23 protein-coding genes are annotated in these 23,672 nt (G+C 66.8%); 7 read left to right on the top strand and 16 right to left on the bottom strand.

From position 1 onward, the window contains the following. Positions 1-139: 139 nt before the first annotated feature. Positions 140-901: an isoprenyl transferase gene (locus QNO00_RS07480; RefSeq protein WP_229964670.1), complete on the bottom strand. Its 762-nt coding sequence runs from the start codon at positions 899-901 to the stop codon at positions 140-142. 234 nt (positions 902-1,135) lie between these two features. Here QNO00_RS07480 and trhA point away from each other — a divergent pair, with 234 nt between their 5' ends. After that, entirely contained in the window at positions 1,136-1,876 is a 741-nt protein-coding gene (gene trhA, locus QNO00_RS07475; RefSeq protein ID WP_229964669.1) for a PAQR family membrane homeostasis protein TrhA, read from the top strand. Between the two features lie 34 nt (positions 1,877-1,910). On the opposite strand, the gene QNO00_RS07470 is transcribed toward trhA, so the two are convergent. From QNO00_RS07470 to mca, 3 genes are read right to left on the bottom strand one after another with little or no spacing between them, the layout of a single operon-like run. Next, complete coding sequence (locus tag QNO00_RS07470) at positions 1,911-4,124, bottom strand: thioredoxin domain-containing protein (RefSeq protein ID WP_284024108.1); 2,214 nt, start codon at positions 4,122-4,124, stop codon at positions 1,911-1,913. Between the two features lie 9 nt (positions 4,125-4,133). After that, positions 4,134-4,451, bottom strand: a complete 318-nt coding sequence (locus tag QNO00_RS07465) for a hypothetical protein (protein ID WP_229964667.1) — start codon at positions 4,449-4,451, stop codon at positions 4,134-4,136. Positions 4,452-4,499: 48 nt separating this feature from the next. Beyond that, positions 4,500-5,417, bottom strand: a complete 918-nt coding sequence (gene mca, locus QNO00_RS07460; protein WP_229964666.1) for a mycothiol conjugate amidase Mca — start codon at positions 5,415-5,417, stop codon at positions 4,500-4,502. Positions 5,418-5,475: 58 nt separating this feature from the next. On the opposite strand from mca, the gene QNO00_RS07455 reads away from it, so the two are divergent. Beyond that, entirely contained in the window at positions 5,476-5,937 is a 462-nt protein-coding gene (locus QNO00_RS07455; protein ID WP_284024107.1) for a DUF4307 domain-containing protein, read from the top strand. A 251-nt stretch (positions 5,938-6,188) separates the two neighbouring features. After that, on the top strand, positions 6,189-6,680 hold the full coding sequence (greA, locus tag QNO00_RS07450; protein WP_229964664.1) for a transcription elongation factor GreA: 492 nt from the start codon (positions 6,189-6,191) through the stop codon (positions 6,678-6,680). 9 nt (positions 6,681-6,689) lie between these two features. Here the strand turns inward: greA and QNO00_RS07445 are convergent, their stop codons facing one another. From QNO00_RS07445 to QNO00_RS07420, 6 genes are all read right to left on the bottom strand, one after another. Further along, a complete protein-coding gene (locus tag QNO00_RS07445; protein WP_284024106.1) occupies positions 6,690-7,292 on the bottom strand; it encodes a rhomboid family intramembrane serine protease in 603 nt (200 codons plus the stop codon). A 3-nt stretch (positions 7,293-7,295) separates the two neighbouring features. Then, a complete protein-coding gene (gene ilvA, locus QNO00_RS07440) occupies positions 7,296-8,537 on the bottom strand; it encodes a threonine ammonia-lyase (protein ID WP_229964662.1) in 1,242 nt (413 codons plus the stop codon). Next, positions 8,534-9,763, bottom strand: a complete 1,230-nt coding sequence (locus tag QNO00_RS07435) for an AI-2E family transporter (RefSeq protein ID WP_284024105.1) — start codon at positions 9,761-9,763, stop codon at positions 8,534-8,536. The genes ilvA and QNO00_RS07435 overlap by 4 nt, the downstream gene beginning before the upstream one ends. A 40-nt stretch (positions 9,764-9,803) precedes the next feature. Then, a complete protein-coding gene (locus QNO00_RS07430) occupies positions 9,804-10,802 on the bottom strand; it encodes an aldose 1-epimerase family protein (RefSeq protein WP_229964660.1) in 999 nt (332 codons plus the stop codon). A 19-nt stretch (positions 10,803-10,821) separates the two neighbouring features. Continuing rightward, complete coding sequence (locus QNO00_RS07425) at positions 10,822-11,544, bottom strand: ANTAR domain-containing protein (protein WP_284024104.1); 723 nt, start codon at positions 11,542-11,544, stop codon at positions 10,822-10,824. Positions 11,545-11,767: 223 nt separating this feature from the next. After that, the gene (locus tag QNO00_RS07420) at positions 11,768-12,616 is read right to left on the bottom strand and encodes a Bax inhibitor-1/YccA family protein (RefSeq protein WP_229964658.1); all 849 of its coding nucleotides are present in this window, start codon (positions 12,614-12,616) and stop codon (positions 11,768-11,770) included. 341 nt (positions 12,617-12,957) lie between these two features. On the opposite strand from QNO00_RS07420, the gene QNO00_RS07415 reads away from it, so the two are divergent. From QNO00_RS07415 to QNO00_RS07400, 4 genes are read left to right on the top strand one after another with little or no spacing between them, the layout of a single operon-like run. Further along, positions 12,958-14,262 (top strand): branched-chain amino acid ABC transporter permease, encoded by a 1,305-nt coding sequence (locus QNO00_RS07415; RefSeq protein ID WP_229965042.1) that lies wholly within the window; start codon positions 12,958-12,960, stop codon positions 14,260-14,262. Positions 14,263-14,275: 13 nt separating this feature from the next. Further along, positions 14,276-15,256 carry a branched-chain amino acid ABC transporter permease gene (locus QNO00_RS07410; RefSeq protein ID WP_229964657.1) on the top strand — a complete coding sequence of 327 codons (981 nt, stop codon included), beginning with the start codon at positions 14,276-14,278 and terminating at the stop codon, positions 15,254-15,256. Then, entirely contained in the window at positions 15,253-16,275 is a 1,023-nt protein-coding gene (locus QNO00_RS07405) for an ABC transporter ATP-binding protein (RefSeq protein ID WP_502863204.1), read from the top strand. The genes QNO00_RS07410 and QNO00_RS07405 overlap by 4 nt, the downstream gene beginning before the upstream one ends. Then, positions 16,272-17,018, top strand: a complete 747-nt coding sequence (locus QNO00_RS07400) for an ABC transporter ATP-binding protein (protein ID WP_284024103.1) — start codon at positions 16,272-16,274, stop codon at positions 17,016-17,018. The genes QNO00_RS07405 and QNO00_RS07400 overlap by 4 nt, the downstream gene beginning before the upstream one ends. A gap of 79 nt (positions 17,019-17,097) precedes the next feature. Here the strand turns inward: QNO00_RS07400 and QNO00_RS07395 are convergent, their stop codons facing one another. From QNO00_RS07395 to QNO00_RS07370, 6 genes are all read right to left on the bottom strand, one after another. Next, entirely contained in the window at positions 17,098-18,495 is a 1,398-nt protein-coding gene (locus QNO00_RS07395) for an ABC transporter substrate-binding protein (protein ID WP_229964655.1), read from the bottom strand. A gap of 170 nt (positions 18,496-18,665) precedes the next feature. Beyond that, on the bottom strand, positions 18,666-19,049 hold the full coding sequence (gene rbsD, locus QNO00_RS07390) for a D-ribose pyranase (protein WP_284024102.1): 384 nt from the start codon (positions 19,047-19,049) through the stop codon (positions 18,666-18,668). Then, positions 19,046-19,987, bottom strand: a complete 942-nt coding sequence (locus QNO00_RS07385) for a substrate-binding domain-containing protein (protein WP_229964653.1) — start codon at positions 19,985-19,987, stop codon at positions 19,046-19,048. The genes rbsD and QNO00_RS07385 overlap by 4 nt, the downstream gene beginning before the upstream one ends. Positions 19,988-20,010: 23 nt before the next feature. After that, positions 20,011-21,009 carry an ABC transporter permease gene (locus QNO00_RS07380; protein WP_229964652.1) on the bottom strand — a complete coding sequence of 333 codons (999 nt, stop codon included), beginning with the start codon at positions 21,007-21,009 and terminating at the stop codon, positions 20,011-20,013. Then, positions 21,006-22,556, bottom strand: a complete 1,551-nt coding sequence (locus QNO00_RS07375) for a sugar ABC transporter ATP-binding protein (protein ID WP_229964651.1) — start codon at positions 22,554-22,556, stop codon at positions 21,006-21,008. Before QNO00_RS07375 ends, QNO00_RS07380 begins: the two co-directional genes overlap by 4 nt. Then, complete coding sequence (locus QNO00_RS07370) at positions 22,553-23,566, bottom strand: LacI family DNA-binding transcriptional regulator (protein ID WP_284024101.1); 1,014 nt, start codon at positions 23,564-23,566, stop codon at positions 22,553-22,555. Before QNO00_RS07370 ends, QNO00_RS07375 begins: the two co-directional genes overlap by 4 nt. Between the last annotated feature and the right edge of the window lie 106 nt (positions 23,567-23,672).

Genomic DNA, 23,672 nt, shown 5'->3' with positions numbered 1-23,672 from the left:
CCCGGATCGCTGGGCGGAGAGATCAGCGGGTTGCTGATCATTAGCACCAAGGTACGCCGGACGTGCCCGGCGCCGCAGCAGGACACGGTCCTGTTCCTGCGTCTTCGCGGCGGGTTTACCTGCCGTTCACCCGCGGATTTCAGGAACCGAAGCGGCGCTGCCTGCTGGCGTAGTCGCGGAGGGCACGCAGGAAGTCCACGCGGCGGAAGTCCGGCCAGAGTGCCTCGCAGAAATAGAATTCGCTGTACGCGCTTTGCCACATCAGGAATCCGGAGAGCCGCTGCTCGCCCGAGGTGCGGATCACCAGCTCCGGGTCCGGCTGGCCGCGGGTGTAGAGATACTCGGCAATCTGGGTGTCGCACAGCTCTTCGGTGATCTCGGCTATCGTCTTGCCGTGCGCAGCGGCGTCGTTCAGGAGTTCCTTGACCGCGTCGACGATTTCCCGCCGGCCGCCGTAGCCGATGGCGACATTGACGTGCAGTCCGTCGGCGTCGCTGGTGCTGCGGCCCAGGGCGTTGAGCTTGTCGGCCAGGTTGGCCGGCAGGATGTCCAGGGCTCCGACGGCGTTGACCCGCAGGTCGCCCTTCTCCCCCAGCCGGTCCAGCGTGTTGCCGATGATGTCCAGGAGCGGCTCCAGCTCGTCGGCGTCGCGGTTCAGGTTGTCGGTCGAGAGCATGTACAGCGTCACCCGGCGCACGCCCATCTCCTGGCACCAGCCCAGGAATTCCAGGATCTTGTCGGCCCCTGCCTGATGGCCGTCGCTGGTCGGAGCGCCTGCCAGTTTCGCCCAGCGGCGGTTGCCGTCCACCATGACGCCGATGTGCTCGGGGATGCGGTCCCCGGCCAGGCTGCGGCGCAGCTTGCGCTCGTAATAGGCATACACAACGCCTGGAAACCTCATGCGGAGCCGCACCTGCCTGTCCTGTGTGCCGGAGGAAAAACGTCTCCGCGGTGGTGGGAGGCGCACTAAAAAGTGTATTCCCAAAAAGGTGCCCGCACTTTCCTCCTGAAGCGGCGCGCTCCGCTGCGGCCCGCAACCCGCAGCCGGACACACAGCCGGGCACGGAGTGCTGCGGCGGGCCGGACGCTGCCGACGGCTCCTTAACCTACTGCTCCGTAGGTTAGGATTTTCAGCATGGCATCTTCATCGTCGTCAGCCCCGCCAGAGCGGGACCCAAACTCCCGCAGCACTCCCGGCCCGGTGGAATCCGCCGTCGAGCACGTTGCCGACATCCTGGAGATCAAGCCGAAATTCCGCGGCTGGCTGCATGCCGGCGCCACCCCGTTCGCCCTGGCCGCCGGGATCATCCTGGTTGTCCTGGCCCCGACATCCGGAACCCGGATCGCGTCCGCGGTCTACGCTGTCACCGGTGTCCTGCTCTTCGGAGTCTCAGCGGTTTATCACCGGGGCAACTGGTCGCCAAAGGTGAAGCGGATGCTCAAGCGGCTGGATCACACCAACATCATGCTGGTGATTGCCGGCTCCTACACGCCGCTGGCCTGGGCCCTGCTTCCGCCCGAAAAAGCCAAGGTGCTGCTCTGGTTCATCTGGGGCGGCGCCGTTGCCGGAGTTGTTTTCCGGCTGGTGTGGCTCAACGCGCCGCGCTGGCTGTACACCCCGGTCTACATTGCCCTGGGGCTGGCTGCGCTGATCTACATTCCGGATTTCTTCGCGGTGCTTCCGGCCGCGGCCGTGCTGGTCTGCGTGGGCGGCGCCATGTACATCATCGGCGCCGTGATCTACGCGATGAAGAAACCCAATCCGTCCCTGGACTGGTTCGGCTTCCATGAGATTTTCCACGCCTTCACGCTGGCCGGCTTCGCCTGCCACTACAGCGCCATTCTGATGGCGGTGCTGTCGGTCGGCGCGTCCTAGCGCAACCCGGACGGCGCGTCCCGGCGCCACCTGCTCAGCCCTCGCCGAGCAGTTCCTTCAGCTCTGCGGCCGTGCTGACCGGCCGGCGGCACACCATTCCCCGGCACAGATAGGCAACTGCCGGTTCGGCGCCGGGATCCCGCCCCTCCAGCAACGGCACGCCGGTGCTGCCGGCCGATCCGCTGCCGTCCGATTCGCTGCCGGGCTCCGTCTTCGCTCCGGTCACCACCCGCCAGGCGACCACCAGGCCCGGGCCGCCGGCGTCCCGCGCCGCGCGGAGCAGGGCCTCCACTGCCGGCTCCTCGGTGCCCGTCACCGCCAGTTCCCGGGGCCCGTCAAGCAGGAACTGCAGCACCGACATGGCCCAGCCCACGGCCTGGGGTGCACGCGGCGCCACGACGTTCACATGGGCCAGCAGGGACTGCGCCAGCGCCCGGTGCCGCTGGGACCCCGAATAGGCGGAATAGGTCAGCAGGGCACCGGCGAACAGCGCGGCACCGCTGGGCGTGGGGCCGTCCAGCGGATCTGCGGCTGCTTGCGCCCCCTGGGCGTTAACCAGCTGGTTGGGACGAATGGCGGTGTCCTGCAGCTGGCCTCCGGTCAGGAACCGGTCTTCGGCCGCTGAAACCAGGAATTCGGCCGCGGTGAACCACTGCTCGCTGCCGGTTGCGGCGAACAGGGCAAACAGTCCTTCGGCCGCTGCGGCGTAGTCCTCCAGCTGACCCTCAAAGGACGACGCGCGCCCGTCGTGGGAGACGCGCCTCAGCGTGGGCCCCACCCGGTGCACGCGCAGCAGGTAGGCCGCTGCGTCCTCGGCCGCGCTCCGGATCCGGCGCGCGGCCTCGTGCTCCCCCGCATCGGCCAGTACGACGGCGGCACGGGCCAGCGCTGCCACGGCCAGCCCGTTCCACCCGGCCACCACCTTGTCGTCCCGTTCCGGCTGCGGACGCCGGTTCCGGGCGGCCAGCAGGGCAGGACGGCAGCCGAGCCACAGCTCCTCCTCGGCAGCGTTTAACCGGCGGCCGAAGTGCAAAGTGCTTCCGGCATCGCCGTCGGCCCCGGGTGTTCCGCCGTGGGCGGCCATGTTCCCGGAGTCCAGGTCCAGCAGGCCGCTGACGGCCGCGGCGGCTTCGTCGCCCAGGACCTCCGTCAGCTCTGCCGCAGTCCAAATGTAGGTGCCGCCTTCCACCCGGTGGCCGTTCATCACGGTGTCCGCGTCCAGGGAGGAGGCGAAGCCGCCGTCGGCGACCTGCAGCCGGGTGATCATCCAGTCAGCCGTTTCGCGGGTCACGCGCAGGGCAAGCCGGCGGTCCCCGGCGTCCTGGGCGGTCCGCGCCCACTGCGCATACAGGGCCAGCAGCTGCACGTTGTCGTACAGCATTTTTTCGAAGTGCGGCACCGCCCATCGGCGGTCAACGGTGTATCTGGCGAAGCCGCCCTCGAGCTGGTCGTACAGGGCACTGCGTGCCATGGCGCCGAGGGTGCGGTCCGCCAGCGCCGCGGCGTCGGCGGCGGTGGAGGCACCGCTGCCGGCGTGGGCCAGCAGGAACCGCAGCACGGTGGAGGGCGGGAACTTCGGTGCGCCGCCGAAACCGCCGAATTCTCGGTCCTCGAGGGTAACCAGGGCTTCAACTGCCGCCGACAGGGTGCGGCCCGACTCGGCTTCCGCCTCCGCGCCGGCACCGTCCAGCGCACCGGAAGCCAGCGCATCAGCTTGGATCGGGCCCAGCAGCCGCCGGTTTCCCTGCTGGCCGGAGGCCAGATGCGCGGCCAACTGCGCGGCGCTCTGCTCGACCTCCTCCGGCCGGTCCGCCCAGGCCGTGGACACGGCTTCCAGGACGTCGCGGAAGGAGGGCAGTCCCTGGGCGGGGCGCGGCGGAAAATACGTGCCGGCGTAAAACGTCCGGCCGTCCGGAAGAGTGAAAACGCTCATCGGCCAGCCGCCCTGGCCGGTCATGGCCTGCGTGGCCGCCATGTAGACGGCGTCCACGTCGGGACGTTCCTCGCGGTCCACCTTGATCGAGACGAAGTGTTCGTTCAGGTACGCGGCGAGCGCCGGGTCTTCGAAGGATTCGTGCGCCATGACATGGCACCAGTGGCAGGCGGCGTATCCCACCGAGATGAAGACCGGCACGTTCCGCCGCCTTGCCTCGGCGAAGGGTTCATCCCCGAAGGGCCACCAGTCCACCGGGTTGCCGGCATGCTGGCGCAGGTAGGCCGAAGCCTCGTCGCGAAGTCTGCCGGCCATGTCCTGCTCCTAGCCGCGTTCGGGGGAACGCGGCGGTCCGCCGTCGTTCCCGGTCGCCGGACGCTGCGAATCGGGGCCAAGGTCCTCAGCGCTGGGGATGAAGACGTCGGAGCTGATGCCGGTGCGCGCCTGCTCGCGGTAGCGGACCCGCCGGACGCGCTTGACCATGTCGCGGATGAGGAAAACGATTGCCAGCACCAGGAACAGGGTCGCGAGGAAGCCCAGCAGGCCGGGAGTGACATCCGCGATGCTCAGGCCGGATTTGAGCTCGCCTTCCTCGGTTCCGCCTGGATTGACGAGCAGGGGCAGGCTGTACAGGAAGTTCACTAGGTATCTCTCTCTTGGCAGCGGGCGGCTTCACGCCGTCCCTGCCCTCTATCGTATGCCAGCGAACAGGTCAGTTTCCGGCAGTTCAGTCTCTACTCTTGACTCGATCAGCGAATAGTCCTCCCACGGCCACACCTTCCGCTGCGTCTCGCAGTCAACGGCAAAGAAGAACCCCTCCGGATCAACCTGGGTTTGGTGGCTCTTCAAAGCCCGGTCCCGGGCCTCGAAAAAGTCTCCGCACTGGATTTGCGTAGTGGTGGGATGCGTGGGTGCCGGAGGCTGGTGGCCCTCGGTGTCGGCTTCCTGCCAGGCCGCGATGCGCTCGGCGTACGGCGAGGCGATGCCTTCCTCCACAAGCGCCTGATGCAGTGCCCGGAAGCGCTCGGGGTTGAAGGCGCGGTCGTAGTAGAGCTTCAGCGGTTCCCAGGCTGCGCCCGTGCCCGGATACTTGTCGGGGTCTCCCGCGGCATTGAACGCCTCGACAGCCACCTTGTGGGCCATGATGTGGTCCGGATGCGGATAGCCGCCGTTTTCGTCGTAGCTGATGATGACGTGCGGGCGGAACTCACGCACGAGCTTTACCAGGGGCGCCGCTGCGGTCGGCAGCGGTTCCAGGGCGAAGCATCCCGCGGGCAGATCCGGCAGCGGATCACCCTCGGGCAGTCCGGAATCCATGAAGCCCAGCCAGCGGTGCTGCACGCTCAGTTCCCGCTGCGCGTTGGCCATCTCGTGCCGCCGCAGTCCGGCGAGGTCCCGCTTCGCCGCTGCGCTGGATTCCATGGCCGGATTCAGCACGCTGCCGAGTTCCCCTCCGGTGCAGGTGGCCACCATCACGTCGACACCCTGTGCCGCATAAAACGCCATCATCGCCGCACCCTTGCTGGCTTCGTCGTCGGGATGAGCGTGCACGGCCAGCAGCCGCAGCGGTGCTGACTGGCTGGAATTGTTCTTTGAGGCGGTCGACACGAAGCAGCTCCTGATGGGTCGGCGAAAGGTGGACGGCAAACTCGGATAAAATGGAGAAGTGAGCACTGAGGAAGGTCCTGTCAAGCAGCCAGCCCCCGAGCAGACCCCGGATGGTTTTCCGTCCGCAACAAGATTAGCCAATCGGTACGGCACCCCCAAGCCGGGCCTGTCCCGCCGGACCAAGACCATCATCGGCGGCGCCGCGGTGCTGCTGGGGTGCGCCGGAGCCGCGTGGATCGCTGCCCCCTCGCCCGGCGGCGACGTGACCTTCAAGGACGTGGGTTTCAGCATCCCCGACAGCGGCAGTGCCGTCATCGATTTCCAGGTCACGAAGGACCGCGACGCGACAGCCACCTGTGCGGTCCAAGCCCTGAACGACGCGTACGCAGTGGTGGGATGGAAGCAGATCACCATCGGTCCCGCGGAGGACGAGACCACCGGCCAGCGGGTGGCCATCCGCACGGATTCCCTGGGCGTCACCGGCGGCGTCAATGCCTGCTGGATCACCGAGGAACCCTAGCCCCGGCCGCCGATGCACGGCGGCGCATGCGGTGCAGGTTTCCGGCGGATTACCAAGCCCGCGAGGTTCTTGGGTAAACGCGCTTAGCGAACTAGTATGGAGCCTACGTTATGCCCCGCCCAGGTGATCAGCACAGTGACCGGTCACCGCCCGGCGGGGTCTTTGCTTGTCAGGCCATTCCGGCCCCCAAAGCGTATTCGCACCTGCCGGACCAGATCGTTTGGTCCGGTCGTCACTAAAAGGAGAGACCCGTGTCCACCAACAGCGCACCCGCCGCTTGGCTCACTCAGGAGTCTTACGACCGTCTGAAGGCCGAACTGGATCACCTGTCCGGTCCCGGCCGCACGGAAATCGTGGCCCGTATTGAGCAGGCCCGGTCCGAGGGCGATTTGAAGGAAAACGGCGGGTACCACGCAGCCAAGGAAGAGCAGGGCAAGGCCGAGGCCCGCATCCGCCAGCTGACTCACCTGCTGCGGACCGCCCACGTGGGCGAGGCCCCGGCCGACGACGGCATCGTGGAACCCGGCATGCTCGTCGAAGCCAAGATTGCCGGCGACGTGGAGACCTTCCTGCTGGGCAGCCGCGAAATCGCCGGCGACTCGGACATCAACGTCTACAGCGAGAAGTCGCCCCTCGGCGCGGCCATCCAGGGCATGAAGGCCGGAGACGTGGCCAATTACACCGCCCCGAACGGCAAGAGCATCTCGGTGGAGATCATTTCCGCCAAGCCCTACTCCAGCTGATTTTCGGCGTTACAGCGGGTCCTTCCATCGGGAGGGCCCGCTTTTGCTTGTGCGTCCGCGCTGCCGGTGCCGGCTGAGCAGCACCGCCGCCAGCACTCCCCCGGCGGCACCGAAGAGATGCGCCTGCCAGGAGACACCGATCGACACCGGCAGCACGCCCCACAGCAGCGAGCCGTACACCAGGAACAGGATGCCCCCGAGCAGCAGCTGCGCCAGGTCCCGGTTGTAGATGCCGCGGACCATCAGATAGGCGAAAAGCCCGAAGACGACGCCGGAGATGCCCACCGTCAGCCCGCCCCCAAAGAGCCACACCCCCAGCCCCGACGCGAGCCAGGACGAGGCCAGCACCACCAAGTAGCGCCGCACGCCCTCCAGCAGGGTGAGGAACGAAAACACCACCAGCGGCAGCGTGTTTCCCAGCAGATGGTTGATCCCGGCGTGGAGCAGCGGGCCGAAGAGGATTCCGTCCAGCCCGTCCACCCGGCGCGGCAGGATGCCGAGTTGATGCAGCACCGCGGGACCGGCGAACAGGGCCAGGAGATAGCATCCCCAGACCAGGGCGGCCAGTCCGAGCGAAACGAAGAGGGCCGTCCTGGCCCGGTTGGCAAGCACGCCCTACCCGTGCAGCACGATCGGCTGGAACCCCTGCGCGCGCAGGTTGTTCAGCACAAGTTCGCAGTGTTCGTGGCCCTTGGTTTCCATGTTGATGGTGATGGCGACGTCCCCCATGCTGATTGATCCGCCCACCCGGGTATGGTCGACGCCGGTGACATTGGCGTCCGACTCCGCGATGATCCGGGAGATGGTGGCCAGCGAGCCCGGGCGGTCATCCAACAGGATGCGCACGACCAGGTACCGGCCTGCGGCTGCGAGGCCGCGCTGGATGACCTTCAGCATCAGCATCGGGTCGATGTTGCCTCCGGAAAGGATCACCGCCGTGTTTCCCGGGTTCTCGATCTTGCCGTCCATCAGCGCCGCCACGCCCACGGCACCGGCCGGCTCGACCACCATCTTGGACCGCTCCAGCAGGAAGATCAGGGCCCGTGCCAGCGAGTCCTCGCTGACGGTCACGACGTCGTCCACCAGCTCCTTGATGATGGAGAAGGGCAGCTGGCCCGGACGCCCCACGGCAATGCCGTCGGCGATCGTGGATACCTTGGTCAGCGGCACCAGCGCGTCGGCAGCCAACGACGGCGGGTAGGCGGCGGCGTTTTCGGCCTGCACGCCAATGATGCGGACTTCGCGTCCAAGTTCCTTCGCCCGGGTCTTGATGGCCACGGCCACGCCGGCGAGAAGACCTCCGCCGCCCACGCCCATGAGCACGGTGTCGACGTCCGGAATCTGTTCCAGCACCTCCAGGCCGATGGTGCCCTGCCCGGCCACAACGTCCACGTTGTCGAACGGATGCACAAAAACGGCGCCGGTCTCGTCGGAGTAGCGCTGGGCTTCCGCGAGGGCTTCGTCCACGTTGTGCCCGTGCAGCACGACCTCCGCTCCGTGGCCCTGCGTGGCCGCCAGCTTGGGCAGCGCCACCCCCAGGGGCATGAAGATCCGGGCCTTGATGCCCAGGCGCGCGGCCGCGACGGCGACGCCCTGGGCGTGATTGCCCGCTGATGCGGCAACCACTCCGCGGTCCCGTTCCGACGGGGAGAGCTTGGCCATCCGGACGTAGGCACCGCGAACCTTGAACGATCCGGCCCGCTGCAGGTTTTCACACTTCAAATAGACATTCGAGCCGGTTAAGCGTCCCAGTGCCCGGGACATCTCGATGGGGGTCCGGGCAATCACACCGTCCAACAGCTTGGCGGCCTCCTCAATGTCGTCGAGGGTCACAGGCAGTTGGGACAGGTCAGTCACGGTCGCTTCTCGTCTTCTGCGTTGTCTTCCAACGCGTTTTCGGTTTCATCGGTTCTGGAGGGCTGCCCGCCGGCGGCCGCGAACACGGGATCGCGGGCCAGTGCGGGGTCCCCCTCCCATCCCCTGGCGGCGATGTAGCGCACCACGGTGTTGAGGATGGCGAGCAGCGGAACGGAGAAGAGGGCGCCGGGAATGCCGGCTGCCAGCGTCCCGCCGGTGACGGCCAGGATCACGGCCAGCGGGTGCAGGGCGACGGCCCGGCCCATGATCAGTGGCTGCAGGATGTGCGACTCCAACTGCTGGACCAGGAGCACGATGCCCAGCATGATCAGGGCGTTCACCCAGTCATTCGCGACAAGGGCGAGCAGGACGGCAACGAAGCCGGTGACAAACGCGCCGATCAGCGGGACGAAGGAGCCCAGGAAGACGAGGACCGAGAGCGGCAGCGCCAGCGGAACCCCGATGATTGCCGCGCCTGCGCCGATGCCGACGGCGTCGATGAACGCCACGAGCAGCTGCACCCGGACGTAGTTCACCATGGACTCCCAGCCGTGGATGCCGGCGCCGTAGGCGCCGGGGCGGGCACGGCGCGGCAGCAGGCCGGCGGTGAAGCGCCAGATGCGGTGGCCGTCCAGCAGGAAGAAGACCAGGGCGAACAGGGTCAGCAGCACGCCCGCGGCAAAGTGTCCGGCACCGGTGCCAACGGAGAGCGCACCGGACACGATGTTCGCCGAATTCTGCTGCAGCGTATTGGTGGCTTCCTGCAGCAGGGTGTCCATCTGGGTGGTGGTGATGCGCAGCGGACCGTCGGCGAGCCAGTCCTGGATCTGTCCCACGCCGGACAGGGTTTCTCCCCACAGATCCCGGAACCCGAGCGCCAGCTGCCGTCCGACCAAGGTCAGGGCGGCAACGATCACGCCGAGGAAGGTGACGATTGTGACGGCCACCGCCAGCCCGCCCGGCACCTTGTTGCGGCGCAGCCAGGTGGTGATCGGTGAAAGCAGGCCCGCCAGCAGGGCGGCAATCATCAGGGGAATGATCAGCAGGGAAAAGTTGCGCAGGATCCAGACCAGGCCGGCGGCGACCACCAGCACCACGCCCAGCCGCCAGGCCCACGCTGCGCTGACGCGGAGCGCGTACGGCACGTCGTCGTTCCCCCTGCCGGAGCGGACAGCCGCAGCCTGCACCGCTTTGGACGCGGCGATGCTTCGTGCATGAGGTCTCATGCGCTCATCTTTCCACACTCACTGGCTGCGGTTCCCACCTTTACGCGAAGCCGGCGGCCGGGCTGCCGGCCGGTCTTTCCGGGCGGATTCCCCACTCTGCGGCGAAGGCTGTTCCGGGCTCCAGCCAGCGCAGCCCCTCCCCGGAGTTGAGGGCATTGGCTGGGGCGGTCATCGGCTCCAGGGCGACAGCGCAGGCGCGTCCCGGAAGCTTGTCGGTCACGAAAACGTGGACATAGCCGAACTCCGGACCGCTCCACAGCAGCACCCGCCTGCCGTCGGGCGCCTCGAGGCGGTGCCGGAACTCGCCGTCCTGCAGGTCCAGCCCGGTGTAGGCGGCGTCCAGCTTGAGCTCGGAAATCCTGCGGCCGGCCCGGAGGTCGTTCGGTCCGTCGGCGGGTTCCCGGCCCGACGGGATCAGCCGCTCGTCGGCGGTCAGCCGGGTGTTTCCCGAAACGGTCAGTGTCAGGTCCTCCACCGGCACCGATCCGATCCGCAGAAACGGATGCGCGCCGAGGGCAAACGGTGCCCGGCTGCCGCCCACATTTGTCAGGCCCTGCCGCACGCGCAGACCGCCGTCGTCGTCCAGGCTGTAGGTGACCTGGTGAACCAGGTGGAACGGATATCCGTGCTGGGGGAAAATCTCAGCCTTCAGGGTGACGCTGCTGCCGGGCAGGTGGCTGCCGGCAGCAGCGTCACCCGGATCGGCCCGAACGTATCCGGTATTGCGAAGCAGCCCGTGGCTGGCGTTGCCCCGCGAGGGCTCGGTGATGTCCAGTTGCTGGATGCGGCCGCCCAAAAGCCATTTCCCGCCGGCCACCCGGTTGGGCCACGGCGCCAACAGGATGCCGCACGCCGACGGCGGCAGGTCCGTGTCAGGGTAGGTCTCCACGAAGTCGGTGCCGCCCACCGAGTAGCTGCGCAGCGCTCCGGCGAGCGACGCGATGCGTGCTTCCGCGCGGCCGCCGGGGGTGTTGCGGGTGATCTGAAACTGGGTGCCGGTGGCGGGGACAGCCGCCGGATCCGTGCCGGTAGCGCTCATTGCACCAGCCTACAGCCGCTCACTCCTCGAAGTGCGTACTCACCCGGTCGGAGACCACGGCAACCACTCCGGCCGCCACCTCACGGACCTTGACGTTGCGGCTGTTGGAGACGCTGCGCAGAATCTCCACGGCCCGCTGCTGGCTGCAGTTGTTCTGCCCCATGATGATTCCGGCCGCGAGATCCACTACGGTCCGTGATTCCAGGGCGGCCTGCAGGTTGTGGGCCCGATGCGCCTGCGCGTCCAGGCGCAGGGCCAGGGCCAGCGGCGCGGCCAGATCGGCCGCCGCACGTTCGACCCCGCGCACGGCCTCCGGGCCGAAGGCTCCGGGGCGGGAGGAATAGCAGGTAAGCACGGCGGCCGCCGGTTCAAGCCCCGGCACCGGCACGGCGGCTACGGCGGCCACATCCTGTTCCCGGGCCGCGCTCCGGAAGCCAAACCACCGGTTTTCCGTAGCCAGATCGCGGACCACGGCCGAACCTCCGCCCGCCAGGACGACGCCGGCCGGGTCATCCCCCCGCGAACCACCCTGCAGCGCCACGAAGCGCTCCGCACTGCCGGCCTGCGCCGGTTGCCGCCGCGGCCGCACAACCATCAGTGACGTACCCGCCACATCCCAGCCGCCCAGGTGCCCGGCGACCAGGACGGCGAGGGCACTGAGAAATTCCTCCAAGTCCGGATGCTGCAGCAGCAGGTCCTGGAGCCGCAGCGGCAACGCGGCAGTATCCGCCGAGTCGTCCACGTCCGCCCCCTTCCGCCGTTCCCGGGACCTGCCGGTCCAGCCGCTCCCGGAGGAAACATCCCCCGGCGGAACGGCCCGTCCCGGATCCTACGGTCCCGGGAAAGGCAGGCACAGAGTGGTTGGGGAAAAAAGAGGCTTACAGAAAAGAGGCCGGCAGGAAAAATTCCTGCCGGCCTCTGTTCCCGGGGCACGCCCGACCACTGGTCAGGGCGCCCCCAACGCGCTAGTCGTCGCCGCGAAGAATGGCGAGGATGCGGATGATTTCCACGTACAGCCAAACCAGTGTCACGGTCAGGCCGAAGGCAGCGGTCCAGGAGTAGCGCTGGGGAGCGCCGGCCTTCACGCCCTGCTCAATGGAGGTGAAGTCCATGATCAGCGAGAAGGCGGCCAGGCCGACGGCCAGGAGGCCGATCAGGACGCCCAGCGGAATACCCATGATCGTGATTGAATCGCGGGCACCGAACATGCTGTCGGTGGCGCCGAAGATCATCAGGCCCATGTTCACCAGTGAGAATACGGCGTAGCCGATCATCGCGATCATGAAGAAGCGCATGGCCTTGGGAGTGGCGCGGACCTTGCCGTTGCGGAACAGCACCAGGGTCACGGCGAAGACGGACAGCGTGCCGAGCACGGCCTGCAGTCCGATGCCCGGGTACAGGTTGTCCAGCACCAGGGTCAGGCCGCCGAGGAACAGACCCTCAAGCGCTGCATAGGCCAGGATAAGGGCCGGAGCGGGCTCGCGCTTGAACGAGTTCACCAGGCCGAGCACGAAACCGCCGAGCGCACCGACGATCATCAGCGGCGCCGCGGCGCCGGGGATCAGGATCATCGGGACAGCTGCGCCGATGAGGACGACCGCCAGGCAGGCCAGGGTCTTCATGATGACGTCGTCGTACGTCATGCGTCCGGTCAGCGCCGGACCCGCCGAAGGAGCGGTGTAGAGCTCCTGCAGCTGCTGCGGGGTCATCGAAGTCTGGTCCTGCGTCGCCAGGGAACCTCGGTTCATCCTGCTGCCCTGAACCTGGGAGTTGAAATTCTTGCCGTTAAAGACCGGATTACCGCCGAGTGCCATTCAATGTCCTCCATCTGGGGGCTGTTTACCTAGAGCCTACCAATGTCAACGGCGGACGGGGGCGGGAGATTCCCGGGGAACCACCGCTGCCGGTAACAGTTTGGCATAGCCCGCCTGTCGAGAGCCCGCGGAACTGGCGGATCAAGTCGTTACCCGATCGCGACATGCGCCGGATGGGATTGGTCACTGCCTGAAACATTCACTGGGTAGCATAATCCCCAATCGGTGACATCAGTCACAATCAGATCCGCCTAAGGCCTGGGAATTTTTCGGTGCCCGCGGCCGTGGCGTGGAGGTTTTGGAACTTGCTAAGAACATCGGCGCTGACCCGGTATCTGGGGATGCTGGCAGCGGTGGCGGCGATGTTCGCTGCCCTGCTGCTCGCTTCCCCTGCCGCTCATGCAACAACAGCGACACCCTCAGCCCCGCCGTCGGGCAGTGCATCAGCCCCCGCCGCGGACGGTGCCGAATTCAGCGACCGCATCAGCGGCGTGGTGCGGAACGAGGGCGTCCCGGTGGAAGGGGTCCGGATCACGGCCAGCGGCAACGGCTACGAAGCGGAAACGGTAACCGGAGCCAACGGTTCCTGGTCCATCGGCGTTCCCGAACAGGGCGCCTTCGAAGTGGAACTGGACGAATCCTCGCTGCCGGAGGGTGTCGCCCTGGCCGAGGGACAGGAGAACCCGCGCACTGTCACCTTTGCCGGCACCTCCAACATCACCACGCTGTTCCTGCTCGGCGAGGGCATCGTCCTGCAGCAGGAGAGCTTCGCCTCGATCCTGACTGAACGCACCATTGCGGGCCTGAGCTTCGGCCTGCTCCTGGCGCTGAGCGCCGTCGGGCTCTCCCTCATCTTCGGCACCACAGGCCTGACCAACTTTGCCCACGGCGAGATGGTCACCCTCGGCGCCGTCCTGGCTTTCGGCTTTGCGGCGATGGGAATGCCGGCCTGGATTGCCCTGCCGCTGGCGGTGGTCGGAGGCGGCGCCTTCGGCTACGTCCAAGACGCCGGACTCTGGAAACCGCTGCGGCGCCGCGGCACCGGCCTGGTGCCGATGATGATCGTGAGCATCGGTCTGGCGGTTGCCGTGCGCTACATCATCCTGTTCTTCTTTGGCGGAGGCACGCAGCAGCTGCCGGGCGCCCAGAGCCCGCTGCTGGAGCTGGGTCCGGTGTCCATTCCGCGGAACACCCTGATTTCCCTGTTTGTCAGCCTGGCCGTCATTCTGCTCGTGGCCGTGCTGCTGCTGCGGACCCGCATCGGCAAGGCAACCCGCGCCGTCTCGGATAATCCGGCGCTGGCCGCTGCCTCCGGCATCGATGTGGACCGCGTCATTCGGATTGTCTGGGTCCTCGGCGGGGCCCTCGCGGCCATGGGCGGCATCCTCTGGGCCTACTACCGGCCCGGCGTCTCCTTCAACATGGGCCAGCAGATCCTGCTGCTGATCTTTGCCGGCGTCACGCTCGGCGGACTCGGTACGGTGTACGGCGCGCTGATTGGCTCCGTCATCGTGGGTCTTTTCGTGGAAATCTCCACAATCTGGCTGGAGGCGGACCTCAAATACGTGGGTGCACTGGTCATCATGATTCTTGTCCTCCTCGTCCGGCCGCAGGGGATCCTCGGCCGCCGCGAGCGCATAGGTTAGGGGCTTAGCTCAGATGGACTTCGTTAATATTCTTCTCGGTGCACTCAACGAGATCATCAGCCCCACCACGGCGGCCTACGCACTTGCCGCCCTCGGGCTGGCCGTGCATTTCGGCTACACCGGGCTGCTGAACTTCGGACAGGCCGGGTTCATGGCGATGGGCGCCTACGGCTTCGCCATCCCAATTCTGTCCTTCAACGCACCGCTGCCGGTGGCACTGCTGATTGCCCTGGCGGGGTCCGCGATTTTCGCGGTGATCCTGGGCATCCCGACACTGCGGCTCCGGGCCGACTACCTGGCCATCGTGACCATTGCCGCAGCGGAGATCATCCGCTACATCGTGACCACCAACGGCATGACGTCGATCACCGGATCGGCGAACGGCCTGGCGGCCTTCACCGGAGACTTCTACGGCCTGAACCCGGTTCCTCCGGGCAGCTACAACCTGGGCCCCTTCGCCATGAACGAGCGGGACGTCTGGGTTCGGATTGTCGCCTGGACCCTCGTCATCGTGGCCTGCCTCCTGGTGTGGATGCTGATCCGCAGCCCCTGGGGGCGCGTGGTCAAGGGCATCCGCGAGGATGAAAACGCCGTCCGGGCCCTGGGCAAGAACGTGTACGCGTACAAAATGCAGGCCCTGATCATCGGTGGCCTGCTCGGCTCCCTGGCCGGCATTATCTTCACCCTCCCCCGGGATGCGGTGCAGCCGGCCAACTACGGGACCGAGCTGACCTTCTACCTCTACACCGCACTGCTCCTGGGCGGCATGTCCACCGTGCTGGGCCCGGTCATCGGCGCCATGATCTTCTGGGTCATCCTCTCCGTGACGCAGGGCCTGCTGTACGGCGCCATCGAAGCCGGGTACATCACTTTCATAACCACTTCCCAGGCAGGACAGGTGCGCTACATCCTTGTTGGTGTGGCACTGATGCTGCTGATGATCTTCAGGCCCCAGGGCATCCTGGGCAACAAGAAGGAGCTGGCGTTCGCATGAGTTCCCAGTCAGACGAGCCCGGGCCGGGCGCCCGCGCGACGGGCGCGCATGCCGCGGCCCCCGACGATTACATGAACGACACCCGGGCCATAGCGGCCGACGACGCCGGACCGGGCTGCCGCAAGCGCGATCCGATCCTGGTGGCCCGGAACGTCACCCGGACCTACGGCGGCATCAATGCCGTTGACGTCAAGCACGTGGAGATCCCGCGGAACAAGATCACGGCCCTGATCGGTCCCAACGGCGCCGGCAAGACCACCCTGTTCAATCTCCTGACCGGCTTCGACACTCCGCAGTCCGGTGACTGGCAGTTCGAAGGCCGCGATCTGGCCGGAGTATCCGCGTACAAGGTGGCCCGGATGGGCATGGTCCGCACGTTCCAGCTGACCAAGGTCATGGGCAAGCTCACCGTCATCGAAAACATGCGGCTCGGCGCTTCCTCCCAGCCGGGCGAGTCCCTCTGGCGGGCGTTCCTGCCGCCGCTCTGGCGGGGCCGGGAACACGAAATCACCGAGCAGGCCGACGTGCTGCTGGCCAAGTTCAAGCTGGACACCAAGCGCAGCGACTATGCGGCGTCGCTCTCCGGCGGCCAGCGCAAGCTGCTGGAAATGGCCCGGGCCCTGATGGTCCGGCCCAAACTGGTGATGCTGGATGAACCGATGGCCGGGGTCAACCCGGCGCTGACGCAGTCCCTGCTGGACCACATCAAGAACCTCAAGGCCGAAGGCATGACCGTCCTGTTCGTGGAACACGACATGCACATGGTCCGGCACATTGCCGACTGGGTGATTGTCATGGCCGAAGGCAAGGTGGTGGCCGAGGGCCCGCCGAGTGAGGTCATGAAGGACCAGGCCGTCATCGACGCCTATCTGGGTGCCCATCACGACGTCGACCTCGGCGATTCGGAAGGTTTTGAAAAGCTCGAGGCCCAGCTGGAGCACGATCCGGAGTCCTCCGTGGGCACCGAACCTGACGGCGCGGTCGGCAGGCACATCGATGAACGGAAGGAACAGGCATGACTGCCGAGGCATTCGAGGGCGATTCCGTCGTCAAAGTGACCGATTTGGTGGCCGGATACATTCCGGGCGTAAACATCCTCAACGGCTGCAGCATCGAAGCCCGCCGCGGCGAGCTGATCGGCATTATCGGCCCCAACGGAGCCGGAAAATCGACCCTGCTCAAGGCAATGTTCGGCCTGGTGAAGGTGCACTCCGGGACCGTTGTGGTCCGCGGACAGGACATCACCGGGCTGAAGGCCAACAAGCTGGTCAGCCGCGGCGTGGGCTTCGTCCCGCAGAACAACAACGTGTTCCCGTCCCTGACCATCGAGGAGAACCTGCAGATGGGCCTGTTCCAGGCGCCGAAGCGGTTCAAGGAGCGTTTCGACTTTGTGGCGGACCTGTTTCCCGAGCTGCGCACGCGGCGCGCCCAGCGTGCCGGGTCGCTGTCCGGCGGCGAGCGCCAGATGGTGGCCATGGGCCGGGCACTCATGATGGAGCCGGCGGTGCTGCTGCTGGACGAACCCTCTGCCGGGCTCTCCCCCGTGAAGCAGGATGAAGCATTCCTGCGGGTCCATGAGATCAACCGGGCGGGGGTTTCCGTGATCATGGTGGAGCAGAATGCGCGCCGCTGCCTGCAGATCTGTGACCGCGCCTACGTCCTGGACCAGGGCCGCGACGCCTACACGGGCACCGGCCGTGACCTGATGAAGGACCCGAAGGTCATCCAGCTCTATCTGGGGACCCTGGCGGACACCGCGTAGGCATTCACCACCCGGCACCAACGGAACAGCCCCCGCCATCGGCGGGGGCTGTTCCGTTGGTGCGGTGTTTTGCCGCTGGTTAGAGCTTGCCCTCTTCGGAGCGGCTCGGAACCGGCTTGTTGTCGGCGTCGTACTGGTAGATGCCGATGAAGGCCTCGGTCGGGTCACCGTTCTCGTCGAAGGTCACCGGGCCGGAGTAACCGTCGTAGTCGATGTCCCCTCCGCCGCGCAGGATGGTCACGCAGCCTGCGTAGTCAAAGCACTTCTCGCCCTCTGCCGAAACACCCTGCAGTTCGGCGGCCATGGCCTTGCCGTCGGTGCTGCCTGCCGCCTCTGAGGCCAGGGCCAGCATGGTCACGGCGTCGTAGCTTTCACCGGCGTAGGCCCAGTCCTTCAGGGCCGGGTCCAGCTTCAGCAGTGATTCCTTGAAGTTGTCCGAGGCGAACGGGCCCGGGATGGTTCCCTGGGCTCCTTCGAGCGTGCCCGCTTCGAGGTCCTTGCTGTAGTCGGAGGTGTTGCCGTCCACGAGGAACAGCTGGGTGGGATCGATGCCCTTGGCGGTCAGCAGCGGAACAATGCTCTTGGCCTGTTCGAAGCTGATGACAACAATGGCGTCGGGCTTGGCGGCCACAACCTCGTCCACCTGGCTGCTGAACTGGGATTCACCCTCATTGAACATTTCTTCCGCAACGATCTGGCCGCCGGCGGCCTCAACCGAGCCTCGAATGTTGCTCGCCAGGCCGGTGCCGTAGGCATCGTTCAGGACGATCATGCCGACGGTCTGCGCCCCGCAGGTCATGACGTAGTTGCCGAGGGTGCGCCCCTGCAGCACGTCCGAGGGAGCGGTCCGCCAGAACAGGCCGTCGTCGTCCCAGTCGGTGAAGTCCGGGGAGGTGTTGGCCGGCGAGAACTGGATGACGCCGGCTCCGGTGATCTGTCCGATGACGGTCTTGGAAACACCCGAGGACGCCGCTCCGACAATGCCGCTGACACCCTGGCTCAGCAGATCGGTGACGGACTGGGTGGCAATGTCAGTGGTAGTGTCGCCGGAATCCCGGTGCACAACCTCCATCGGCTGGCCCAGGACACCGCCGGCCGCGTTTACTTCTTCGACAGCCAGGTTCACGCCGGCGATCTCGGGCGGGCCGAGGAACGCCAGGGCACCCGTGGTGGGAAGCAGCGAACCGATCTTCAACGGCGACGCCGTCGTGCCGGTGGAAGCGGGCACTGCCGCGGGGTCACCCTTGGTCCCCGGGTCTTCGCCCTTGCCGCCTTCATTGGGCGGGCAGCTGACCGCTGAGGAAGCGGCAGCAGATGCGGTTGCGGATTCCGATCCGGTGGACTCGGCAGAGGGTGCGTTCTCTCCGCCGCAGGCTGTTGCGAACATTGCCAGGCCGAGCCCGAGCGCCGCGATTTTCGCCGCCCGGCTATATCCGTCTCCCAGGCCAAGGCGACTCGTGGTGCGTAGTGCAGTCATAGATTTTTCTCCCCGATCGAAAGGCGGAGGCCTTTGATGCCGTTTTCAGGTATTCCTGATGAGAAGAAAGCTAGTTGAATAATGAGTCAAACATAAGAGTTTAGGGTTACGTCCTTGTAACTCTCGTCACATAGTGCCGCTTTACCACTTGCCCGGGACACGGACGCGGGTTAGAAGGTCACTCCGCTGCGCAAGATGACGTTGGCATAGGGCGTGGCCTCTCCCGTCCGCACGATCAGCCGCACGGACGGGAGCAGCGCCTTGAACTCCTCATGGGTCACCGTTTCGGGCTGAAGCCCGGCCTGCGCCAGCAGGCTGTCAACGGCGGTGCCGCCGGCCTCCTCAGCCATGATCGCCCCTTCGACCTCGATTTCGTCCAGCAGTGCGCCCAGCACATCGGAAAAGGAAGGGATGCCCTGGACCAGGGCCAGGTCGACGGCAGGGACACCGTCGGGAATCGGCAGGCCGCAGTCAGCGACCACTACCAGGTGCCCGTGTCCGAGCCTGCCGATTGCGGCGTTCAGGGGTGCGTTGAGGATGCCGGTTTTTTTCACGAGACGAAGTCAGCCACGTTTTCGGTGGTCACTGTGGTGACCGGCACCGGAATGCTGGATTCCACGGTTTCGCCGTCCAGCAGCTGGGCCAGGACCTCCACGGACCGCTTGCCCAGTTCGGCGGGCTGCTGGGCAATGGTGGCGGTCATGGTGCCGTCCTGGACTGCCTTGAAACCGCCCTCGGTGCCGTCAAAGCCGACCACGCTGACGTCGGAACCGGCACGGTTGCCCAGCGCCTGGATGGCGCCCAGTGCCATTTCATCGTTTTCGGCGAAGATGCCCGTGACGCCGGAATGGGCCTGCAGCAGGTTGGTGGCCACGTTCAGCGCTTCGGCGCGGTCGAAGTTCGCCGTCTGCTGTGCCGCCACCTTGATGCCGGGGTAGGCCTTGAGCCCCTCGGCGAAGCCGGCGCCGCGGTCGCGGCTGGCCGAGGTTCCGGCCACTCCCTGGAGGATGATGATTTCGCCTTCGCCGCCCATGGCCTTGGCCAGCTCGTCGGCCGCCTGGCGTCCGCCGGCCTTGTTGTCGCTGGAAACCAGGGACTGGATCTCCGCGCCGTTCACCGTGCGGTCCACGGCCACAATCGGGGTTTCGGCGCTCAGCAGCGGGCTGACGGAGGCGGCGGCTGCATCGGAATCGACGGGGTTGATGATGACGCCTTCGGTTCCGGACGTGGCTGCGGTGGCCAGCTGGTTGGTCTGGGTGGCGGAATCGTTCTGGGCGTCCAGGACCTCGAGGTCCAGACCGGCGGCTTCGGCCGCTGACTGCGCGCCGTCGCGCAGTTCAACGAAGAAGGGATTGTTCAGGGTGGACACGGCCAGGGTGACGGTGCCCCCTGCCGCCGCGGCGTCGTCGCCGCGGTTGCAGGCGGTGGTGGCCAGCAGCAGTCCCAGGGATACGGTCACTGCCGCGGTCTTACGGGCGGAGGAGAACTTCATTGTTTTTTCCTTTTGTGGGGGGGTTAGTGGGTGGAATTTTTCCGGCGCAGGGCGTCCGCGCCGACGGCGAGGGCGATCACCAGGCCGATGACGACCTGCTGCCAGAAGGAGGAGACGTTCAGCAGGTTCAGGCCGTTGCGGATCACCACAAGGACGAGGGCGCCGATGAGGGTGCCGCTGATGCGCCCGACGCCGCCGGCCAGCGAGGCCCCGCCAATGACGACGGCGGCAATCGCGTCCAGCTCATAGCCGGACGCGGCCTGGGGCTGGGCCGAATCAAGACGTCCGGAGAGCAGGAGTCCGGCCAGCGCGGCGAAGAGCCCGGACAGCGCGAAGACGGTGACCAGCACCCGGCGGACCGGGATGCCGGAAAGGCGGGCCGCTTCGGTGTTGCCGCCCACCGCGTACATGTAGCGGCCGATCACCGTGTAGTTCAGGATCAGGGCAGCGGCGATGCCGGCGATCACCAGGACCACGATGGGCATCGGAATGGGACCCACATTTCCGCCCAGGAAGGACACCTCGGGGGCGGTGGCGATGGGCCGGCCGTCGGAGAGGACCAGGGTGAGGCCGCGGGCGACGCTGAGCATGGCCAGGGTGGCGATGAAGGACGGCAGCCGGCCGTAGGCAACGGCGAAGCCGCTGACGGCGCCGCTCAGGGTTCCGATCAGCAGTCCGCCGGCCAGCGCCAGCCAGCCGGGGAGGTTGCCCTGCGTGAACATCCACGCCGAACCCATGGCGGACAGGGCCGCCACCGAACCCACCGAGAGGTCGATGCCGGCGGCCACGATCACGAAGGTCATGCCGAAGGCCAGTACGGCAATCACCGAAGCCTGAATGCCGATGTTCAGCAGGTTCGGGCCGGTCAGGAAGTCGGGCGTGGCAATAAAGAGCGCCAGGCCCAGGACCACGAGGCCCACCAGCGCCCCGTTGTCCGCCAGGAACTTCTTAACCCGCGCCCCGGTGTCCGGTGCCTGCTTCCGCGTGGCCTTTTCCGGTGTCTGCACCGCTGCGTTGTTCATGATCCGTCCTTCATCAGTTGGTCTTCCAAATCACGCTGTATGTCGCGCACCGCCAGCGACATCACGGCGTCCTGTGTGGCTTCGCCGGCGTCGAGTTCACCGGCTATGTGACCGCCGCTCATCACCAGGATGCGGTCACTCATGCCCAGCACCTCCGGCAGTTCGCTGGACACCATGACGACGGCGCCGCCGGCTGCGGTGATTGCGTTGATCAGTTCGTAGATCTCCACCTTGGCGCCCACATCGACGCCCCGGGTCGGTTCGTCCAGCAGCAGCACGGTTGATCCGGCCACGATCCAGCGGGCAAAAACCGCCTTCTGCTGGTTGCCTCCGGAGAGGGATCCCACCGCCTGGTCCAGGCTGTGCATGCGGATCCGCAGCCGGTCCGCCACCTCTTGGGCACGTTTGCGCTGGCCGGCGAAGTCCACCACGCCGGCCTTTGCCGTGGCGGCGAGGGTGGCATAGCCGATGTTGTCGTTGACTGCCGCCCCGAGCACCAGGCCCTGCACCTTGCGGTCCTCGGGCACGTGGCCGAGGCCGGCGCGGATGGCCGCTCCGATGTCGGCCTTGGGCAGCTGTTTTCCGCGAACGGTGACCGTTCCGGAGGTATAGGAGTCCGCGCCGGCGATGGCACGCACCACCTCGGTCCGGCCCGCGCCCATCAGCCCGGCCAGGGAGACGACTTCCCCGGCCGCAACCGAGAACGACACGTCGTGGATCAAGCCCTTCATTGACAGTCCCTGCACCTGCAGCAGCGTCTGCGCCGGACCGGTGAATTCACGCCGGCGGGGGAACTGCTGGTCGATGTCCCGTCCCACCATCAGGCGGACCAGCTCATCTTCGTGCGTGTCGGCGGGGACCTCGGCGATGAACTTGCCGTCCCGGAGCACGGATACCGAGTCCCCGATCGCGGCGATTTCGTCCAGGTGGTGGGAAATGAACACCATGCCCACACCCTTCCGGCGCAGGTCCTCGACGACGGAGAACAGGGAGGCGATTTCGCGGTTGGTCAGCGCCGCCGTCGGCTCGTCAAGAATCAGCATCCGGGCGTTCAGGCTCAGGGCCTTGGCGATTTCCACCAACTGCTGCCGGGCGATGCCCAGCTCCCCCACCGGCTGGTCCAGGTCCACGTCGAGGCCGATCAGGTCCAGCGCCGCCCGGGCCTGAGCCTTCATGGCGCGGCGGTCCACCAGCCCGTATTTGCGCGGCATCCGGCCCAGGCAGATGTTCTCGGCCACGCTCATGGACCCCACCAGGTTCAGTTCCTGGTGGATGGTGGCGATGCCGTGGGCTTCGGCAGCCTTGGTGTCCGGCAGGGAAACCGGCTTGCCGTCCACGAGGATCCGGCCGCCGTCGGGCTGGTAGACCCCGGACATCATCTTGATCAGGGTGGATTTGCCGGCACCGTTTTCGCCCAGGAGCACCTGGACCTTGCCCGGGCGCACGTTGACGGTGACGCCGTCGATCACCGTCACCGGGCCAAAGGACTTGCTGACGCCCTCAAGGGTCAGGATGGGATTCTCATTCAGGATGGGATTCTCTTTCATGCTGGGGTTCCTCCTGGAAGGGGCGGGGTCGAGCCGCGGATGATGAGCCTGCTCGGCAGCACCACGGAGGCCGGGGATTCCCCGGCGATTTCAGCGAGCAGCAGGTCAACGGCAAGCCGCCCCATGGCATGGACGTCGTGGGTTATGACGGTCAGCGCCGGGTTGAGCAGCGTGAAGGCTTCGATGTCGTCGTAGGCCACGAAGGCCAGGTCGGCACCGATGGCCAGTCCGCGCTCGTTGCAGACGCCGACAGCGCCGATGCTCATCAGGCTGTCCGCGGCGAGCAGCGCCGTGGGCGGGGCGGGAAGGTCCAACAGCCGGCGTGCCCCGGCCGCACCGCTGGCGGACTGGAAGTCGCCGAGGAACACCAGGTCGCCGTCGTCGTCCGCCCCGGTTTCGGCGACGGCGCCGCGGTAGGCCTGCAGCCGCTCGCGTCCCGTGGACGTCGACTGGGGACCGGCAATGTAGCCGATCCGACGGTGCCCCAGCTCGGTGAGGTGGCGGACGGCGTCGGCGATTCCGCTTCCGTTGTCGGCAGTGACGCTGGGAACCTTGGCGCCGTCAACCACGCGGTCCACGAACACCGTGGGCACCTCGCCGGCCAAGAGGCCCACCAGGCTCCGGGCTTCGCCCTGGGGTGCGGCGATCAGGCCGTCCACGCGCTGGGAGAGCATGACGTCGAGGTAGCGCTCCTGCTGCTCCTGGCTTTCGTTGGCGTTGCCGAAGAGGGTGAGGTACTGAAATTCGCGGGCGCGCTGCTCGACGGCGTGGGCCAGGTCGGCGAAGAAGGGGTTGCGGATGTCGGGCAGCAGCAGGCCGATGGTCTGGGTGCTGGTCTTGCGCAGCGAGCGGGCCTGGGCGTTGGGGCGGAAGCCGAGCTCAGCGGCGGCATCGCGGACCGCCTGGCGGGCGTCTTCGGAGGTGGCGGAATGCCCGGACAGCACCCGGGAAGCCGTGGCTGCCGAGACGCCGGCCAGCCTCGCCACGTCCTTGATCGTCGTTGACCGCACTCTGCTCCCTACACCGTTGTGGAATCGATTCCATGGAATCGATTCCAAGTATGGTGCAGATCATGTGTGCCGTCAAACACGACGCTTCGTGCCTTGGGTTACAGGC

This window comes from Arthrobacter sp. zg-Y1219, from assembly GCF_030125545.1.
GTDB lineage: Bacteria > Actinomycetota > Actinomycetes > Actinomycetales > Micrococcaceae > Arthrobacter_B.
The sequence above is the reverse complement of the archived record's forward strand: the minus strand, read 5'-3'. Positions and strand labels throughout refer to the sequence as shown.

Bases quoted from the DNA above. Each gene is read 5' to 3' on its own strand.
- QNO00_RS07480 (WP_229964670.1), bottom strand. From the start codon at position 901: ATGAGGTTTCCAGGCGTTGTGTATGCCTATTACGAGCGCAAGCTGCGC.
- trhA (WP_229964669.1), top strand. From the start codon at position 1,136: ATGGCATCTTCATCGTCGTCAGCCCCGCCAGAGCGGGACCCAAACTCC.
- QNO00_RS07470 (WP_284024108.1), bottom strand. From the start codon at position 4,124: ATGGCCGGCAGACTTCGCGACGAGGCTTCGGCCTACCTGCGCCAGCAT.
- QNO00_RS07435 (WP_284024105.1), bottom strand. From the start codon at position 9,763: ATGAGACCTCATGCACGAAGCATCGCCGCGTCCAAAGCGGTGCAGGCT.
- QNO00_RS07430 (WP_229964660.1), bottom strand. From the start codon at position 10,802: ATGAGCGCTACCGGCACGGATCCGGCGGCTGTCCCCGCCACCGGCACC.
- QNO00_RS07420 (WP_229964658.1), bottom strand. From the start codon at position 12,616: ATGGCACTCGGCGGTAATCCGGTCTTTAACGGCAAGAATTTCAACTCC.
- QNO00_RS07415 (WP_229965042.1), top strand. From the start codon at position 12,958: ATGCTGGCAGCGGTGGCGGCGATGTTCGCTGCCCTGCTGCTCGCTTCC.
- QNO00_RS07410 (WP_229964657.1), top strand. From the start codon at position 14,276: ATGGACTTCGTTAATATTCTTCTCGGTGCACTCAACGAGATCATCAGC.
- QNO00_RS07405 (WP_502863204.1), top strand. From the start codon at position 15,253: ATGAGTTCCCAGTCAGACGAGCCCGGGCCGGGCGCCCGCGCGACGGGC.
- QNO00_RS07400 (WP_284024103.1), top strand. From the start codon at position 16,272: ATGACTGCCGAGGCATTCGAGGGCGATTCCGTCGTCAAAGTGACCGAT.
- QNO00_RS07395 (WP_229964655.1), bottom strand. From the start codon at position 18,495: ATGACTGCACTACGCACCACGAGTCGCCTTGGCCTGGGAGACGGATAT.
- QNO00_RS07385 (WP_229964653.1), bottom strand. From the start codon at position 19,987: ATGAAGTTCTCCTCCGCCCGTAAGACCGCGGCAGTGACCGTATCCCTG.
- QNO00_RS07380 (WP_229964652.1), bottom strand. From the start codon at position 21,009: ATGAACAACGCAGCGGTGCAGACACCGGAAAAGGCCACGCGGAAGCAG.
- QNO00_RS07375 (WP_229964651.1), bottom strand. From the start codon at position 22,556: ATGAAAGAGAATCCCATCCTGAATGAGAATCCCATCCTGACCCTTGAG.